19 protein-coding genes are annotated in these 15,852 nt (G+C 37.4%); 3 read left to right on the top strand and 16 right to left on the bottom strand.

The window, feature by feature from the left end; genetic code table 11:
• Position 1: 1 nt before the first annotated feature.
• Both CIL03_RS18410 and CIL03_RS18405 read right to left on the bottom strand, forming a co-directional pair.
• Complete coding sequence (locus CIL03_RS18410; RefSeq protein ID WP_094887346.1) at positions 2-784, bottom strand: HAD family hydrolase; 783 nt, start codon at positions 782-784, stop codon at positions 2-4.
• Positions 785-808: 24 nt separating this feature from the next.
• Positions 809-1,702 (bottom strand): TIGR01777 family oxidoreductase, encoded by an 894-nt coding sequence (locus CIL03_RS18405; RefSeq protein WP_094887345.1) that lies wholly within the window; start codon positions 1,700-1,702, stop codon positions 809-811.
• 250 nt (positions 1,703-1,952) lie between these two features.
• Here CIL03_RS18405 and CIL03_RS18400 point away from each other — a divergent pair, with 250 nt between their 5' ends.
• Positions 1,953-2,438 carry a hypothetical protein gene (locus tag CIL03_RS18400; RefSeq protein ID WP_094887358.1) on the top strand — a complete coding sequence of 162 codons (486 nt, stop codon included), beginning with the start codon at positions 1,953-1,955 and terminating at the stop codon, positions 2,436-2,438.
• Between the two features lie 168 nt (positions 2,439-2,606).
• Here the strand turns inward: CIL03_RS18400 and CIL03_RS18395 are convergent, their stop codons facing one another.
• The 9 genes from CIL03_RS18395 to CIL03_RS18355 all read right to left on the bottom strand — a co-directional run bounded on the left by CIL03_RS18395 (position 2,607) and on the right by CIL03_RS18355 (position 10,009).
• A complete protein-coding gene (locus CIL03_RS18395; RefSeq protein WP_094887344.1) occupies positions 2,607-3,140 on the bottom strand; it encodes a nitroreductase family protein in 534 nt (177 codons plus the stop codon).
• Positions 3,141-3,156: 16 nt separating this feature from the next.
• Positions 3,157-3,549: a hypothetical protein gene (locus CIL03_RS18390; protein WP_094887343.1), complete on the bottom strand. Its 393-nt coding sequence runs from the start codon at positions 3,547-3,549 to the stop codon at positions 3,157-3,159.
• A 32-nt stretch (positions 3,550-3,581) separates the two neighbouring features.
• Positions 3,582-4,973, bottom strand: coding sequence for an FAD-binding oxidoreductase (locus CIL03_RS18385; RefSeq protein WP_094887342.1), 1,392 nt, complete (start codon positions 4,971-4,973; stop codon positions 3,582-3,584).
• A 106-nt stretch (positions 4,974-5,079) separates the two neighbouring features.
• The gene (locus CIL03_RS18380; RefSeq protein ID WP_094887341.1) at positions 5,080-5,454 is read right to left on the bottom strand and encodes a VOC family protein; all 375 of its coding nucleotides are present in this window, start codon (positions 5,452-5,454) and stop codon (positions 5,080-5,082) included.
• Positions 5,455-5,569: 115 nt separating this feature from the next.
• Positions 5,570-6,004, bottom strand: coding sequence for a universal stress protein (locus CIL03_RS18375; RefSeq protein WP_094887340.1), 435 nt, complete (start codon positions 6,002-6,004; stop codon positions 5,570-5,572).
• A 111-nt stretch (positions 6,005-6,115) separates the two neighbouring features.
• Positions 6,116-6,445: a chaperone CsaA gene (csaA, locus tag CIL03_RS18370; protein WP_094887339.1), complete on the bottom strand. Its 330-nt coding sequence runs from the start codon at positions 6,443-6,445 to the stop codon at positions 6,116-6,118.
• 157 nt (positions 6,446-6,602) lie between these two features.
• Entirely contained in the window at positions 6,603-7,262 is a 660-nt protein-coding gene (locus CIL03_RS18365; protein WP_094887338.1) for a DUF3889 domain-containing protein, read from the bottom strand.
• 241 nt (positions 7,263-7,503) lie between these two features.
• Positions 7,504-8,919 (bottom strand): MDR family MFS transporter, encoded by a 1,416-nt coding sequence (locus CIL03_RS18360; protein WP_094887337.1) that lies wholly within the window; start codon positions 8,917-8,919, stop codon positions 7,504-7,506.
• 172 nt (positions 8,920-9,091) lie between these two features.
• Complete coding sequence (locus tag CIL03_RS18355; RefSeq protein ID WP_094887336.1) at positions 9,092-10,009, bottom strand: aldo/keto reductase; 918 nt, start codon at positions 10,007-10,009, stop codon at positions 9,092-9,094.
• A gap of 163 nt (positions 10,010-10,172) precedes the next feature.
• Here CIL03_RS18355 and CIL03_RS18350 point away from each other — a divergent pair, with 163 nt between their 5' ends.
• Positions 10,173-10,694, top strand: a complete 522-nt coding sequence (locus CIL03_RS18350) for a YusW family protein (RefSeq protein ID WP_165768005.1) — start codon at positions 10,173-10,175, stop codon at positions 10,692-10,694.
• 61 nt (positions 10,695-10,755) lie between these two features.
• Here the strand turns inward: CIL03_RS18350 and CIL03_RS18345 are convergent, their stop codons facing one another.
• Positions 10,756-11,544, bottom strand: coding sequence for an ABC transporter ATP-binding protein (locus CIL03_RS18345; RefSeq protein ID WP_094887334.1), 789 nt, complete (start codon positions 11,542-11,544; stop codon positions 10,756-10,758).
• A gap of 170 nt (positions 11,545-11,714) precedes the next feature.
• The gene (locus CIL03_RS18340; RefSeq protein WP_094887333.1) at positions 11,715-12,269 is read right to left on the bottom strand and encodes an NADPH-dependent FMN reductase; all 555 of its coding nucleotides are present in this window, start codon (positions 12,267-12,269) and stop codon (positions 11,715-11,717) included.
• Between the two features lie 766 nt (positions 12,270-13,035).
• Here CIL03_RS18340 and CIL03_RS18335 point away from each other — a divergent pair.
• Entirely contained in the window at positions 13,036-13,473 is a 438-nt protein-coding gene (locus CIL03_RS18335) for a DUF6376 family protein (protein ID WP_094887332.1), read from the top strand.
• A gap of 37 nt (positions 13,474-13,510) precedes the next feature.
• On the opposite strand, the gene CIL03_RS18330 is transcribed toward CIL03_RS18335, so the two are convergent.
• The 3 genes from CIL03_RS18330 to CIL03_RS18320 all read right to left on the bottom strand — a co-directional run bounded on the left by CIL03_RS18330 (position 13,511) and on the right by CIL03_RS18320 (position 15,669).
• Entirely contained in the window at positions 13,511-14,086 is a 576-nt protein-coding gene (locus CIL03_RS18330; RefSeq protein ID WP_094887331.1) for a DUF6241 domain-containing protein, read from the bottom strand.
• Positions 14,087-14,665: 579 nt separating this feature from the next.
• On the bottom strand, positions 14,666-15,172 hold the full coding sequence (locus CIL03_RS18325) for a GNAT family N-acetyltransferase (RefSeq protein WP_094887330.1): 507 nt from the start codon (positions 15,170-15,172) through the stop codon (positions 14,666-14,668).
• Positions 15,173-15,192: 20 nt separating this feature from the next.
• Positions 15,193-15,669, bottom strand: a complete 477-nt coding sequence (locus CIL03_RS18320) for a GNAT family N-acetyltransferase (RefSeq protein ID WP_094887329.1) — start codon at positions 15,667-15,669, stop codon at positions 15,193-15,195.
• Between the last annotated feature and the right edge of the window lie 183 nt (positions 15,670-15,852).

The raw sequence follows: 15,852 nt of genomic DNA, 5'->3' as shown, positions 1-15,852 counted from the left end.
TTTACCTATTTTTGATAAGCGGCAATAGATCTTCTAAATGATTAATCTCATAGGTTGGTGTTATATCACTGCTTTTCCTTTGATGTCGATTAACCCATACTGAATCAATCCCTGCACTATTGGCTCCGAGAATATCTGTATTTAAATTATCACCCACCATTAATACTTCCTCTTTTTCAACAGAGAGAAGTTCGAGCGCATGTTCAAAAATAGCAGGATCTGGTTTCCCTTTTCCAAATGCTCCTGAAACTACGATGTGTTCAAAATATGGGGTGAATTCAGGAGTGAGCCTGAGCTTGGTTTGCTGCAAATCAGGGGAGCCATTTGTAAGCAGCAGCAATTGATACTTTCCTTTCAGCTGATCCAAAACGCTAAAGGAATCCTCATATACAAATGCATTCTCCTTCCGCTTCACTGGAAAGGTCTCGGCAAGTACATATCCAAACTCAGGATCATCAATCCCCATATCCTGTAAACTTCTTGTCCAAGTGTCTTTGCGGTAGGAAGGTACAATTTCTTTCAATCTATGAAAAGACTCTCCTGCATCGGAAAAGTTCCCCCATAGCCCTTCAAATGGATTAATTCCAATCATTTGTGTGAATTCATATGTATCATAGGAAGCATATAACTTCCTTGCATTTTCTTTTACTTTTCCCTCTAATTCTTCAGTGTTTAAACCATACTTTTCTTCAGCAAGCTTGCACGTCAAAACAAATGCTTCTTTAACACTTTTATTATCCCACAGCAGGGTATCATCCAAATCAAAAATAATAGCTTTCAGCATTGTTACTCCCCTTTTCATTTAGCGTTATTGTTTATTAAGTATTTGTTGGAGTGTCTCTCCAATATCATTAAATGTGAACGTAAATCCTTCACTTTCCAATTTCTCTGGGATAACCCAGCGACTTTTTAGAATCAGCTCCGTTTCCGTGCCAATAAAGAATGCTCCTATTTTCAGCAGCCATTTTGGTGAGCGCAATCCGATTCTTCTATTCATTGTTTTTCTCAAATGTTCCATTAAATTCCGATTCGTAATGGGATTTGGAGATGCGCAGTTGAATACGCCACTCAATTCCTCTTTCTCTCTTAGAAAAAGGATAATATTAAATAAGTCTTCTACATGAATCCAGCTGAATTTTTGATGTCCTGGCCCTTGAACTCCTCCAAGTCCAAATCTGACCAAGTACTTGTATGGGGTTATCACTCCCCCATCTTCACCTAATACGATCGCAGTCCGTAAAGCAGCTTGTCTCGTATCTGGGACTTGAAAAGAAAAAAATGACCGCTCCCATTTCTTCGCTACCTCAACCGAGAAGCCTGATCCAATTTCACCTTCTTCTTCCGTCATCGGTCTATCTTCTGCATGCCTGTAAATTGTGGCTGTACTTGAATTTATCCATAATGATGGTGGATTTTCACAATCCTTTATTGCATTACCAAGTGTTTCGGTTGTATGTATTCTGGACATTAGGATTTCTTCTTTATTTTTGGAATTATAGCGACAGTTTACTGACTTCCCAGCAAGATTAATCAGCATCTCAGCGTTTTCCAGGGATTCAACGATTTCCTTTGAATTATCCCAAGTTATATAAGGAGACTTTCTAGAAATTATTATCACTTCATATCCCAAATTATGAAGTCTTTTCGCAAAGTATTTTCCAATAAAGCCAGTTCCACCTGCTAAAACCACTTTCTTTTTCATATCATCAACTCATTTCTATTATAATATGAAACTTCAATCGCTAGGGATGTTTAGTGCAAATTAAAACAGAACAACATAATTTGTGAATATATTCACAAATATTATATCAAACTTTTCTAATTAATAAAACAATAAAAATATTTTTTGTTCACATTTTTGAAGGTTTTTAATAAGGAAACGTGATAATAATCACATTTAATGAGGAATAGCAGTATTACACTGAATATGAGGAGATGAAAGGGTGATTTGGATGCGTGAAATTATTCTTTTAATTCATATACTTCTTGCTATTGTTTGGGCTGGCGGAATCATGTTTATTGGCTGGGGCGTCTATCCTGCATCAATGAAACTGTCATTATCCATTCAAAGACAATTTCTTATCACGCTAATGAAATGGTCCCATCACTTTCTGACATTGGCAGGTTTCTTCGTTGTTCTAACAGGAATAATACTTGGTACCGTTCTCGGACCGATTCATTCATGGAATATGCTGTGGAACACAGATTATGGAAATACTTGGCTTACAGCACTAGGTATTGGTATCTTTACATTATTATGGGGGATTTTTATTGGATACAGGGAAATGATGCACATCTTCACGGATGATTTTCTTTGGAAGGAAGCAGAAAACGGAAATAAAAGACCCTTAATAAGGGAGTTAGTCAGACTTGCTGCATTAGAGTCTGTTGAAGTAATCAGTTTTGTCGTTCTTATTTATCTTATGATTTCATTTTAAAATTAAAAGAAGTAACCGCCTGCCAGACCAGGTTAGCGATTACTTCTTCCAGTAAGACAACATGATTTTGGTCATCCGATTTTTATGCGGTCTGTAGTTTCCCGTTACTCGGTGCCTTATTATTCTTATTATAGTATAAGATTGGATTATACAATTTATATAAAAATATTAACCTTCACCATTAAATTTTTCATTATGGACGACATCTTCCCTTGGTAAATGTTTTTTTGGATTTGGTGTTTCTTCAGGATATCCGAGGCCTAAAACTGCCACAATACGATATTCCCCAGGGATGTCCAAAAGATTTCTCACATGATTTTCACGATCAATTGATTCCTGTTCGTCTTCTGAATGATAAACTGCCCCGAATGCCGCGCCTAAACCAACTTCTACCGCTTCCAGCCAGATAAATGCAGAGGCTATCGAAGCATCCTGAAGCCAATATTTGCTTGCTTTCGGCTTCCCGCTGACTACAATCGCTGCTGGTGCCTCTTTCAGCCATTTCATATATGGAGTCGTTTCGGCTAATCGATCCAATGATTCCCTATTTTGTACAACAATCAAATTTTTGGAAGGCAAGTTATTTCCGGAAGGTGCAAAAAATCCCGCATCCGCTACTTTCTTTAACGTATCAGCAGGAATCGGTTCATCTAAGTATTTTGTAATTTCACGCCGTGCCTCTATCGCTTGAAAAACATTCATATGTTTCTCCTCCTTTTTATTTATCCCTTTTAAAGGATTTTACAATCAAATAAATGATGAAAGCAGCAACTGCATAAATTATAAAGAACACCAGAAATCCCCATAAACCCATAACGGCATCAGCAAATTCCATATTCCCCCTGTTCGTAATTGCCTGCTGCAGTTCGATTGCAAAGACCAGGACAACCATAACAGTAAATGTATAGATAAATGCCAGGATGGTAATATTCCATTTAAGCATTTCTACAATTTTAAAGAAAATATAAACAAAGAAAAAGGTTACAATACCAATAATGCCTATCACCCAGAAATGAAGCTGCTTGTCTGTCAGATGCAGGCCAAATATATCTATCAATATATCATGAATTGTATTCACGATCTCTGCCAATATGATGATGATTTCTCTCATATGTTACCTCCTGGCTGTTATTGGCCTATATGTCAAGGCTTCCTGCTGCTTTTTGACATAGCCATATCAACAACTTTTCCAGGGTTAAGAAGCCTAGCAGGGTCCAAGGCTGATTTAATCTTTCGCATCACATCAAGCGCAGCTCCATGTTCTTGCTCCTGATATTTCTGTTTGCCTACACCAACACCGTGCTCACCAGTGCATGTACCTCCCCTTGCAAGTGCATAACCAACAATATGCTCATTAACCTGATTAGCTTTATCAATATCTGATGGATTATTTACATCAATCATTAATAGGATATGATAGTTGCCATCACCAACATGACCAACGATTCCGCCAACAAGACCTGAAGCTTCAACAGCAGCTCGTGCATCTTTAATGGCCCCAGCCAATTCAGAAATTGGCAGACAGACATCTGTTACCATTTGCCTTTTCCCTGGATTCCCATGTATATAAGCATATGCTGCATTGTGGCGGGCTTCCCATAATCGGTTTCTGGCAGCAGTGTTTGTTTCAAAAGTCAGTTCTTTGCAATTAAAATCACTTACTATTTCTTTCGTGAACCCAACATCCTGCTCTAATCCTGCTTCATTCCCATGAAATTCGAGAAACAATGTAGGCACTTCTTTATAATCAGTTTCACTATACGTATTAATTTGTTTCATTGATTGCTCATCAACCAGTTCGACTCGGGCAACAGGAATGCCAGCCTGCAAAATACCTATAACAGCATCCACTGCATCCTCCACTGTATCAAACGCCGCTCTTCCTGCCATCACATGTTCAGGTATTCCATGCACCTTTAAGGTTAGTTCCGTAAAACAACCTAATGTTCCTTCAGATCCAATAAAAATTCCATTTAGATGAAAACCAGAAGAGGATTTAGCAGCCAAGCCTCCGGTATGAATAACTGTCCCATCTGCAAGAACAACCTCTAAATCACGAACATTATCACGCATAATACCATATTTTACAGATGTTGTGCCACTCGCATTTGTGGCAGCCATCCCACCAAGCGTCGCATCAGCTCCCGGATCCACTGAAAAAAATAATCCATGTTTTTTCAGTTCTTTTTCCAACTGTGTCCGCGTAACCCCTGGCTGGACTTTCACAAGAAAATCCTCCGCCCTCACCTCCAGTATTTTATTCATCATTGAAAAGTCAATCATAATTCCTTTTTCATATGGAATCATATTACCCTCAAGGCTGGAACCAAGACCAAACGGAACAACAGATGTTTCGTATTTATTTGCAAGTTTCATAACCTCACTTACTTCATCACTATTCTCAGGAAATACGACAACATCTGGTAAATGTGGTGTATGATAGGATTCATCCTTACTATGTAATGCAAGAATTGTTTCGTTTTTTGTTACGCGCTCTGGTGATAGCGCTTTTTCCAGTTCTTCATATAGACTCATAGATTCAGCTCCTTAGCTTCTCAGGCAAAATTTGTTTAATAATTCTATCAATATAATAATTCTATCATATTGTTTTATTAATATGGGCTAATCTCAGGATAAACTCTTATCCTGTACAAATCATAATAATATTATGGTCTGGATCATTTATGATAAAGAAGGAAAAATCATCAAATGCTGTAATTTCCTCTTCAATTTTATAACCTAATTTTTCCACATAATTATAGGCCAGACTGATATCTTCCGTATGAAAATTGAATAGAGGATGCGAGGATGCCCCATTTTTCTTTTCAACTCCAATTGGACCTGCGTCTAAAGTCAAGCCAGTATGATGGTCTATCTTCAGATTGTATACAGGCTTTTTCACTTCATCCAGATCATAATCCTGTCCCAGTAACTCGGAATACCATTTTACTGAGCGTGGTAAATCACTAACATGAACAAAAATTGTATTAATCTTATTTTGGATTGGGCTGTTCATTTAACTGCTCCTTTTTTAAACACAAAAAGAACATGATCCATTTCTTCTGGTGTCATGTTCTCGTTGTCGATCTCGTTTTTTCGCTTGCACATAATTGTTCTTTCTCAAAAAGCCATTATTTCATTACCAAAATTGGGCATTTCGCGTTTTGTACGACATTGTTACTGACACTTCCAAGAAATAACTTTTTGACATTACCGAGTCCGCGACTGCCAACTATGATCAAATCAATATCTTTTTCTTCCGCATATTCACAAATCCTTTTTCCAGGATTACCATTGACCTCTCCTACTAGTACTTCGGCATGTACAGGGATACCCTCAGCTTCAAATTGTTCTTTCAGTTTCAGAACCTCCGGCCGAAAGTCTTTTGCCAGTTCGTCCCCTATTTCTTGTTGCATAATCACATTGGTATATGGCCCGTTTGGGTTAACAACCGCTATTACACAGACCTCAGTTCCTGGTGCCTGCGTCCCCTGATTTTTCGCCTCCTGCACAGCCTTTTTGCTTAAATCAGAACTATCATAAGCTACAAGGATTTTTCTAACCATTAACAAGCTCCTTTTACAAGCTGGATTATAGCATATCTTTATTATTCTATTCCCGAATTGATAGTTCACTAAACCGTGCATTGTAGTGGATTACATAGATACAGGACCATTTCACGAGACAGGTGTGCCATTTTCAACAGGTTCATCCGGCCGTAAAAGGACGACATCCCCTTCCTTCTCTACACCGCCTATAACAAGCACTTCCGATTTAAAACCTGCAACTCGCATTGGCGGAAAGTTTACAACAGCAGCCACTTGAAGTCCGATCAATTGCTCAGGATTATATCTTTTCGTTATTTGGGCGGAAGATTTTTTAATTCCAACCTCGCCAAAATCGATTTCCAGTTTAATTGCCGGCTTTCTTGCTTCCGGGAATGGTTCTGCGTTCAGAACGGTACCAATACGAATATCCAGCTTCATAAAATCTTCAATTGTTGCCATCATTAGAGCCTCCAATATAGTAACGTTAATTATCTATTATAGTTTTAACTTCTATTTTTATCCTGAAAATCCTTTTTCTATAGTAAATTTCATTTTTACAAATTAAAAAGAACGGCTACATTGCTCTATTTGATTGAGCTGTACCGTTCCTTTATATTTACACTTCTCTTAGATCAAACGAAATTACCCGATCTGTTTCCGTATCATAAATAACAGTTCCTCTGACTCTAATATTTCCCTGTGGGGACTGCAGTAAATATTCATATACTTCCTGTGTTTGTGTTGGGGATACTTGATTTTCAGCAACTTTATCATACTCCGTAATATTATAGTTCGGATAAGCTGTTTGGGCGATTTCAAGCAAGTATTTTCCCCACTTCTCTTCCTCTAACTCTGGGGAGGGAGTAATCGTGACATTTATAACCCCCACATTTGGGTTGGTGCCAAGTGCTTCAAAGGCTCTTCTATGAAGATTAATTTTATTTGCCGGATAGCCTGGAACTTTATCAACTACAGTTACCAGCACCTCTCTTTGTCCCGGTATGGATAGATTCCTTACTTTAAGTGTCTGTCCACATTGATAAGGAGAATTCGTACCCACGGCTGCTGTCATATACTGATTATCTGACCACGGAATTCCGCATTGTGTAACCTGTCCTCCCTCCGTCCATGTTACTTGACCGTTAACAGTTTGCTGACGTTCAAAGACTTCAGAAGGCATTGAATTATTATGATACTGTTGACCATATGGATACTGCCAATAAGGATAATTTACAAACCTGTTCGCATTTTGCATATATGGATAATTTGAATACATACTGTTTCCTCCCGTTTTTAATTAAACTCTTGATAACATATGGCAAAACAGGGTTGACCCGTGACAAGATCCTATTTATAGAGGTTGTTCAAAAAGTCACCAAATGATAAGCGTCGAATCTCGCACGAATGCTTGCTTCTGATTTGGCAACTTTTTGAACACGCACTTATAACAAATGTTCCTCGAAAGTCAAAAAAGACCTTCAACCAATCGATTGAAGATCTTATCATAAATATAGAGATTAGTGAACATCCCCGATTCCTGGACGGGAATTTTTAATGAAGAAAGCCATCACAAGTGCAATTACAGAAAATACACCTGCAACAAAGAAGGATACGTTCACACCATGAATTGCTCCTTCAACCCCTTCACTCGGTACAGCATTATTTGTCATCAATGTTACTAACAGAGCCGTTCCAACAGCGCCTGCCATCTGACGCATGGTGTTATTCATTGCTGTTCCATGTGGTATTAAATTGGTCGGCAGCTGATTCAAACCAGCTGTTGTAACTGGCATCATAACCATTGCAATACCAAGCATTCTAAAAGCATTAACCACAGCAATGTACATAAACGTTGTGTCCGGTGTAAATACGGCAAACATAAATGTTGTTACAACTAAAATCGAAATTCCGATAATTGATAGCCATCTGGCACCAAATTTATCAAACAATCTTCCAGTAACAGGGTTCATCAGCCCCATTATAACTGCTCCAGGCATTAATGCTAATCCGGATTCCACGGCGGAAAATCCCAGCATATTTTGCATAAAAATTGGGATGATGACAGCTGTTCCAATCATGGCCATAAACACAGTCATACCAAGAGCTGTGGTCAATGTGAAAATAAAATATTTAAATACCCGAAATTCGAGGATTGGCTGTTTTAAATTCAGCTGTCTTAATATAAACCATGCCAGTGTAATCGAACCAACAATCAGGGATATGACAACAGCGCCACTTGCCCAGCCACTGCTTCCGGCTGCACTAAAGCCATAAAGCAAACCGCCAAACCCTAGGGTAGATAAGACAATTGAAAGAACATCAACCTTAGGAAACGTTCTTTTTGTAATATTTTTTAATATGAAATAAGCCACAGCAATATCAATAATAACAATTGGCAGGATGACATAAAATAAACTTCTCCATGGGTAATGCTCCACAAGCCATCCAGATAAGGTTGGTCCTATAGCTGGTGCAAAGGCAATGACCAAACCGAACATGCCCATTGCAGATCCACGCTTTTCAATCGGAAATATCAGAAATAGAATGGTTTGCATTAATGGCATGATGATTCCGGCGCCGGCAGCCTGCAGGACTCTACCCGCTAATAAAAAGCTGAAATCAGGGGCCACAGCACAAATTATTGTACCTACCCCAAAAAGACTCATTGCTGTAAGAAATAAACCTCTTGTAGTAAATCGCTCAATGAAAAAGGCAGTAATGGGAATCATAATTCCATTAACCAGCATGAATATGGACTGTAGCCATTGAACTGTATTTTCATCTACATTTAAATCCCTCATAATATGAGGCAGTGCAGTTCCTAAAAGTGTCTGATTTAAAATAGCGACAAATGCACCAGAAATCAAAACAATAATAAGCGGCACTTTATTAATTTCCTGTGCCTCCGTTGGGGGCTGGACTTGATTATTCATAATATTCCTTCTTTCTTATCAAGCCATTACGATATTTCTTCCCTGCAGTTTATTTTTAGGTCTTGCTGCAGGATTGTAATTTTATTCCTTATTCTGTGATATAGCGACAATAAGTAATCTTACCACTAACATTTCTACTTGGAAAGTATAATGTGACCCATTACAAAAGTAATTAAGGCAGTTCATTTCCCGCTGCTCGATAAATTTCATACCACTCTTTCCGTGTCAAATCAATATCCGAAGCTTTTGCAATACTGGCTAACCGTTTTGGATTCATTGTTCCGACAACCGTTTGGATTTTAGCTGGATGACGAAGAATCCATGCGATAGCTATTGCGGATTTATCTGCTCCTTTTTGATTTGCAATTTCCTGAAGCTTCGCATTAAGCTCAGGAAATTTCTCATTGTCAATGAAAACACCCTCGAAATAGCCATATTGAAATGGTGACCAAGCTTGGATTGTCATATCATTCAGCCGGCTGTAATCAAGGATACTTCCATCTCTGTTTATGGCATTATCATGTTTCGTATTTACCTGCAGTCCTGCATCAATCATCCCTGTATGCATAATACTTAGTTGTAATTGATTCACAATCAAATCCTGTTCAACATATTTTTTTAATAATTCAATTTGAATTGGATTATGATTACTGACCCCAAAATGACGGACTTTTCCACTTTCTTTTAAGCTTGAGAAAGCTTCCGCAACCTCTTCCGGCTCCATCAGTGCATCCGGCCGATGAAGCAGCAGAACATCAATATATTCGGTTTTTAAACGTTTAAGGCTCCCATCAACTACATTTAAAATATGTTCTTTCGAAAAATCAAAATAGCCTTTACGAATTCCTGCTTTCGTTTGTAACATCATTTTTTCCCGTATTGTCGGATTCATTTCAATTGCGTTTGCAAAGATCTCTTCGGATTTCCCTCCGCCATAAATATCTGCATGGTCGAAAAAGTCAATCCCCAATTCCATTGCATTACGGATTACAGTTTCAGCTTCAGTTTTTGACAAATCACTCATTCGCATACACCCTAAAGATATATTAGATACTTCCAGCTGGCTCTTTCCCAATTTCAAGTTTTTCATAATAACACCTCATTTGTATGATTTATCCATTCTAGCATTTTATAACAATATTATATAAGAAAGTGTTCTCTTAGCTTTACCCTAATTCCTCAAAGTGTGCCTAGGTTTAAATTTGCTATTTAAGGAAATGTTAGTAATATAATCCATGATTGGAGAGATTGAAATGACAATTATAATGAAGCGGCTCTGTCCCCTTTTGTTTGCTGCATTAATTCTCGGGGCATGCGGGAATGATGATGAAGTAGAAAACCCACCACAAAACGAAACGGACGATACACAGCAGCAAGATACGAATAATGATGACAGTAATTCTGATAGTAATTCCGACGCTAATAATGATAATGACAATACAGATTCAAATGCAGCCTTAGACTATTCGTTTACCGGATTTGATTTAGAGGCAGATTTTAATGAGACAAATGACACGTTAGATGTTGACTATGATCATGAAAACGATGAGACAGAAGCTTCCTATGAAAATAAATCACAAAACATCAACCTGCAAGGTGACGCAGCAATGGAAGAACTTGATAAATTATTTTCAGCGTTTGATTTTGATGAAAATACTGCAAATGAAGACGTGCTAAAAGCCGTATCAGAAGCATTCGGAATTCCTGATGATGCCACAAATGTTGAACTTGATATTGAGTTCTCAAGTGGTACGGAGAAAGAATACAAAAGATAAGCTCTATAAAAGCTGTCCAATCCTATACGATTGAACAGCTTTTATTATGTAAGGCAGCTCTTTAGGACTCAGCCAGGAGTGTCATCCAAGGTCGCTTATTCTGCCATTTTATTTGAACAGCTTTGTTTAAAAAATTGGATAAGCCAGAACTTGTTAACACGGTTTCACTCTCTCCTTTATTAAATACTTTTCCATCCCGCAATAGAAGCGTATGTGTAAAAATAGGCAGTATTTCTTCAATATGATGTGTGACAAATATAATTGTTGGAGCATCTTCCTGGTTTGCCAAATCGTTTATTGCAGTCAATAGATCCTCCCTTGCAATAAAGTCAAGACCATTACATGGTTCATCCAATATCAGCAACTTTGGTGAACTCATTAATCCTCGTGCAATCAAGATTCTTTGTTTTTCTCCCTGTGAGCATGTTTGATACGCTCTTCCAGTCAAATTACTGCAGCCAAGTTGTTTCAAAATTTCGGATGCTTTGTGAAAATCTGCTTCGGTGGGATGTTCATACAATCCAATGGAAGCATATTTTCCACTCAAAACTATATTTTCAGTGATGTCAGTTTCTTTAATCCTTTCCTGAAGTGAAGAGCTGACCCATCCGATTGATTTTCTTAATTCTCTAAGATCTGTTTTTCCAAATTGTTTTTCAAGCACCCTGACTTCACCAGTGGAAGGCCATATATAACCATTTATGATATTGAGCAGTGTTGTTTTGCCTGATCCATTCAATCCAAGTACTGCCCAATGCTGCCCTTTGGCCACTTGCCAATCCACCTGCGATAAAATTGTTTTCTTTTGTCTTTTCCATGAAACGTTTAGCATATCTATAATTTCATCCATTTTTTCTATCTCCCTAAGTACACTGAATTTTACAGCCAATTATACGATAATTAGCAATAATTGTCTAAATTATTACTAAATTTGGTTAATCCTGCGGTAAAACAAAAACCTGTCCTTAAGATATTTTATCTCAGGACAGGTTTTAAACCATTGATAGCTGCTTCATAATATTATTTACTGAGTACTCCTGTTTTCTCTACCCAATTTACAAAGTTATCCATGACTGAATCGATGAATTGGACCGTTTGTTCATCGGTTAAGTTTCCATTCTCGTCTATTTTTTCGTGTACACTTCCGACATACACTTCATTTCCAGGCAATGTTATTGTACCAACACCCGGTGCATTTAATATCTGACGGAGCTGCAATTGAGCTTTTACTGTACCCAACCTGCCCATGGAAGCACCGACGATCATTGCCGGTTTGTTTACCATCACTTTATCGACACGCGAAAACCAGTCAATTGCATTTTTCAACATGCCGGAAATGGATGCATTATACTCTGGTGTTGCAAACAAGATTCCATCACTGTTTTTAATTTTTTCTCTTATGTCCTCGACAATTGCCGGTGGGTTAAGTTCATCGTCCTGATTATAGAAAGGAAGCTGTCCAATCGGCAAAATCTCAATTTCTATTTTTTCCTGATATCTTTTTTGCATAAATGCAGTGAGTTTCATATTGTATGAATCTTTTCGGTTACTGCCAACCATTGCTACTACTTTCATTATATTGATTCCTCCGTTTTTCTAGTTGGGTAATATACTTATTTTTATCAAATATGTGGGAGGTTATCAAGAAATGTGATTTCTCCCACATAGCTAAGTTGATTTTAAAAACTAGGCTGTTCTTCTAAAAAACGGGACTGCACGCTGCTCGCCCCCCGAAAAGATTTGTTGTTTAGACACAAAATCTGTAGACTGCAACTTAACTTTAAATAGTTATGGAACTACCGATGCTGGAAAAGCAACTGCTGAAAAGCCAGCCTCAATGTGACCTTTTCTATGCATATCATCATGATTTGTCCCTCATAACTTCAATGACTTTACGAATGAATAGTTTTTTCCTGCATTCGTGCACTCATTATCTTGATGAGTGTACGAATGAATAGTTTTCTTCCGCATTCGAGCACTCATTACTTTGATGAGTGTACGAATGAATAGTTTTTTCCTGCATTCGTGCACTCATTACCTTGATGAGTGTACGAATGGATAGTTTTCTCCCGCATTCGAGCACTCATTACCCCGATGAGTATACGAATGAATAGTTTTCTCCCGCATTCGAGCACTCATTACCTCGATGAGTGTGCGAATGAATAGTTTTTTCCTGCATTCGAGCACTCATTACCTTGATGAGTGCAGTTCGCAGTTTACATCAAATACGCAGTTTTAAAAACAACAAAATTTACGAAAAGGGCTTGAAACTAGCATTTGTTTCAAATTACATAACAGTTTCCGTGGTATGTTATAATTAAAAAAATGAAAGGAGAATCATATGAAAAAATATGCCAGCATTCTATTTATCTCGGCATTTTTAATACTGAGCGGATGTTCATTTCTTGAAGAGGCAAATGACTCCATTAATTATGCTACTGAGGCAACAGAATATATTAATGATTTAAGCTCATTTGCTGAAGATACTTCTTCCCTGGTAAGTGAAGCTGCGAATAACCCCGAGGCCAAATCTGAATTGGAGTCCAGATTGACATCATTACAGGATACAATTACAGATTTTAATGATATTGAAGCTCCGGCAATTGCTGAAGGTATTCATAAAAATTTAACGGAAAAGAACCAAGAACTGCTCGACATTACAAATAATGTTTTGCAAAATGGCAAAGTTGCAATTGAAAAACTTCAGGACTCAGAAATATATCAGACCATTGAAAACATAACAAGTCTTATGGATCAAATTGAAGAGTTAGGATTATAATTTTAAGCCGCTTTGTGATAAAAGCGGCTTTTTGTATTTAATCATTTTCACTTTCCACATATTCCTGTTCTTCCTCCGGACTTAATATGCCGGTTGCCTTTCCAACGGTACCGCCCTGTATATTCCAGATTACATTATGATCATCATCTGCAGTACTAAAATTACCATTTTTCCATTTTGCTAATATATCCTGATATGTATTTTCATGTTTTAAATCAACCTGATCTAATCCATTTAAAAGCCATTGAACCCGCTGTGGATGAATTTCGTAAAATCCCCACTTTTTTTCTGCTTTAACTTTTTGATGAGACATCCCGTGTATGTATTCCTGGTATGCAGCATCAGTTAATTCGCTTATTGTTTTTTCCTCCCCAAAAGGATTAAGTCCTTCCGCTTCAAATGTTTCCAAGTCCTTTTCTGTAATGACACCTTTTATTTCTTCTCTATCTTCTTGGAGTTTGGCCGCTTCAGCTTTGTCTTCTTCACTCATTTCAGAGTCCTTATCTTTATCTGATTCATTGCCCGTCTGATCACTCCCAAATAAGGAATAGGCTCCCCAACCGATTGCTCCAATAAACAATAAAATACAAATAATGATTACAGCTTTCTTCATTTCATCCCCCTTAATTTTAAAGTCGCTTTGTGATAGAGCGACTTTTTTAATATGTATAGTTCATGATGAAGAAGTTGGAATTCGAACCACCATAATAATTGCTCGCACTAATTCATTTCGAGTGCATCCCCTTACATAGGCTTGAATACTTCTCCAGCTAAGAGAAGATGTTAACGAGAGAGTTTGAATCCCCACCTTCATAGCATAGCGATGAAGTCCACTGCCAGTGCACCATCAATAATCTTTTAAGAACTTCATAAAAAGGATATTCTCATTTATATTTATTATCAACAAATTAGCTCAATATTCTTTCGTATCTATAAGCCAACTTATATTGATGTTGGTTTAAATGCATCCGGAATTCTGGGGTATCCACTATCTTTACTGATGCTTTTCTTTCCTGTTTGTTTTACAACTGAAGCAAATCATTAGAAATATTTGTTTTTTTTGTACCATAACTTTAAAAATACCCCATCCCCAGAATAGGGAAAAGGGCATATGGCAAGCATAATACTAATTAACAACTCTATAACTTTTTTGATAAGAATAATCTAGTAAGAGCTTCAGTTTTTAGACGTGCTAATTCATAAACAAAACCATATGTTCCTCATCGTAATAGCAATTATTCAATTTAATTGCTTTTTCTTCCATTCCGAATACGTTGAAGCCTAGTTTGGAGTAAAGCCTTTTTGCTTCTTTATTACTCGTGACCACTGTTAGATTTATTTTCTCAATTTCCTCCATTGTTTGCGCTTTTTTTATCGCAGCTGTTAATAAAGCTTTTCCAATACCTGATTCTCGTTTTAGAGGAGTGACATACATTGCAAAAATATTTGCCCGATGGTTTAATTTTTGTGGTTTTTCCTGAAGTAATGTAACCACACCAATTAATTGCTTATTATCAAATGCGCCAAATGTGAAATTTCCATCCATTTTAAAGTTTTCCGCAACCTGCTCAACAGGCTGCTTCCTTTTTAACACATCTTCATAGCTGGTTGCGAAGCTTTCAGGATTTTCTTTTAACGCTTCCAGCCGCAGCTCCCAGTATGCAGCTGCATCTGCTGAATTTAGTAGTTTTACTTCCAATTTAAATTCCCCCTTGACATCTAGTTAACCTGTTTAACCATAGTAATAAATTCTGCTGCTTCTGTGTGAAATGCCTTTTCCTTTGTAAAACCAACTTTTTCATAAATATGTATGGCTCTTTTGTTGAAAGTTGCTACAGTTAAGCGAATAGCTTGGTCTGGGAAGTTTTGCTGAACATAACTCAAGATAAATGTTAAGAATTCATAACCGCATCCTTTTCCAGTAAGCACAGGCTTCATTCCAATTCCAATATCAACACAGCCCTTATTATAAGCACCGAAGGGATTTCCGGCTGGCACTTGGGCAGACTCTCCTATGCAAAAAAATCCAACCAGCTCATCATCACTATCAACTAAAGCAAAGTATGATTCCTCAAGCATTTCGCTGAGCGCTTCACTCGTCAATTCACTATTGTAAAAGTCATAGGGTTTCGTGTATTTCCAGCTTAGAATTTCTGCTGCAAATTTTTCAGTCATGTTTTTAACGTATAATCGCATATCTTTTCTCCATTTTTAAAAGTATTTTTCTGTTTTCATTACTTTATATTCTGGAAAAATTTCGATTATCCTCCCTTCCGAGCTCCACAGAAAAACACATGAGAATCCTGTGAAGGTTTCCCATGTGCAGTATTATTGATTATACTCTTTTTTTCTCTTCCTTTTATTTAAAAACTTCTTCAC

The organism is Virgibacillus indicus (assembly GCF_002266285.1).
In the GTDB taxonomy this organism is placed as follows: domain Bacteria; phylum Bacillota; class Bacilli; order Bacillales; family Amphibacillaceae; genus Virgibacillus_K; species Virgibacillus_K indicus.
Note: the sequence above shows the minus strand (reverse complement) of the source record. Positions and strands in the feature narration are given on the sequence as shown.

Bases quoted from the DNA above. Each gene is read 5' to 3' on its own strand.
- CIL03_RS18410 (WP_094887346.1), bottom strand. From the start codon at position 784: ATGCTGAAAGCTATTATTTTTGATTTGGATGATACCCTGCTGTGGGAT.
- CIL03_RS18405 (WP_094887345.1), bottom strand. From the start codon at position 1,702: ATGAAAAAGAAAGTGGTTTTAGCAGGTGGAACTGGCTTTATTGGAAAA.
- CIL03_RS18400 (WP_094887358.1), top strand. From the start codon at position 1,953: ATGCGTGAAATTATTCTTTTAATTCATATACTTCTTGCTATTGTTTGG.
- CIL03_RS18395 (WP_094887344.1), bottom strand. From the start codon at position 3,140: ATGAATGTTTTTCAAGCGATAGAGGCACGGCGTGAAATTACAAAATAC.
- CIL03_RS18390 (WP_094887343.1), bottom strand. From the start codon at position 3,549: ATGAGAGAAATCATCATCATATTGGCAGAGATCGTGAATACAATTCAT.
- CIL03_RS18385 (WP_094887342.1), bottom strand. From the start codon at position 4,973: ATGAGTCTATATGAAGAACTGGAAAAAGCGCTATCACCAGAGCGCGTA.
- CIL03_RS18380 (WP_094887341.1), bottom strand. From the start codon at position 5,454: ATGAACAGCCCAATCCAAAATAAGATTAATACAATTTTTGTTCATGTT.
- CIL03_RS18375 (WP_094887340.1), bottom strand. From the start codon at position 6,004: ATGGTTAGAAAAATCCTTGTAGCTTATGATAGTTCTGATTTAAGCAAA.
- csaA (WP_094887339.1), bottom strand. From the start codon at position 6,445: ATGGCAACAATTGAAGATTTTATGAAGCTGGATATTCGTATTGGTACC.
- CIL03_RS18365 (WP_094887338.1), bottom strand. From the start codon at position 7,262: ATGTATTCAAATTATCCATATATGCAAAATGCGAACAGGTTTGTAAAT.
- CIL03_RS18360 (WP_094887337.1), bottom strand. From the start codon at position 8,919: ATGAATAATCAAGTCCAGCCCCCAACGGAGGCACAGGAAATTAATAAA.
- CIL03_RS18355 (WP_094887336.1), bottom strand. From the start codon at position 10,009: ATGAAAAACTTGAAATTGGGAAAGAGCCAGCTGGAAGTATCTAATATA.
- CIL03_RS18350 (WP_165768005.1), top strand. From the start codon at position 10,173: ATGACAATTATAATGAAGCGGCTCTGTCCCCTTTTGTTTGCTGCATTA.
- CIL03_RS18345 (WP_094887334.1), bottom strand. From the start codon at position 11,544: ATGGATGAAATTATAGATATGCTAAACGTTTCATGGAAAAGACAAAAG.
- CIL03_RS18340 (WP_094887333.1), bottom strand. From the start codon at position 12,269: ATGAAAGTAGTAGCAATGGTTGGCAGTAACCGAAAAGATTCATACAAT.
- CIL03_RS18335 (WP_094887332.1), top strand. From the start codon at position 13,036: ATGAAAAAATATGCCAGCATTCTATTTATCTCGGCATTTTTAATACTG.
- CIL03_RS18330 (WP_094887331.1), bottom strand. From the start codon at position 14,086: ATGAAGAAAGCTGTAATCATTATTTGTATTTTATTGTTTATTGGAGCA.
- CIL03_RS18320 (WP_094887329.1), bottom strand. From the start codon at position 15,669: ATGCGATTATACGTTAAAAACATGACTGAAAAATTTGCAGCAGAAATT.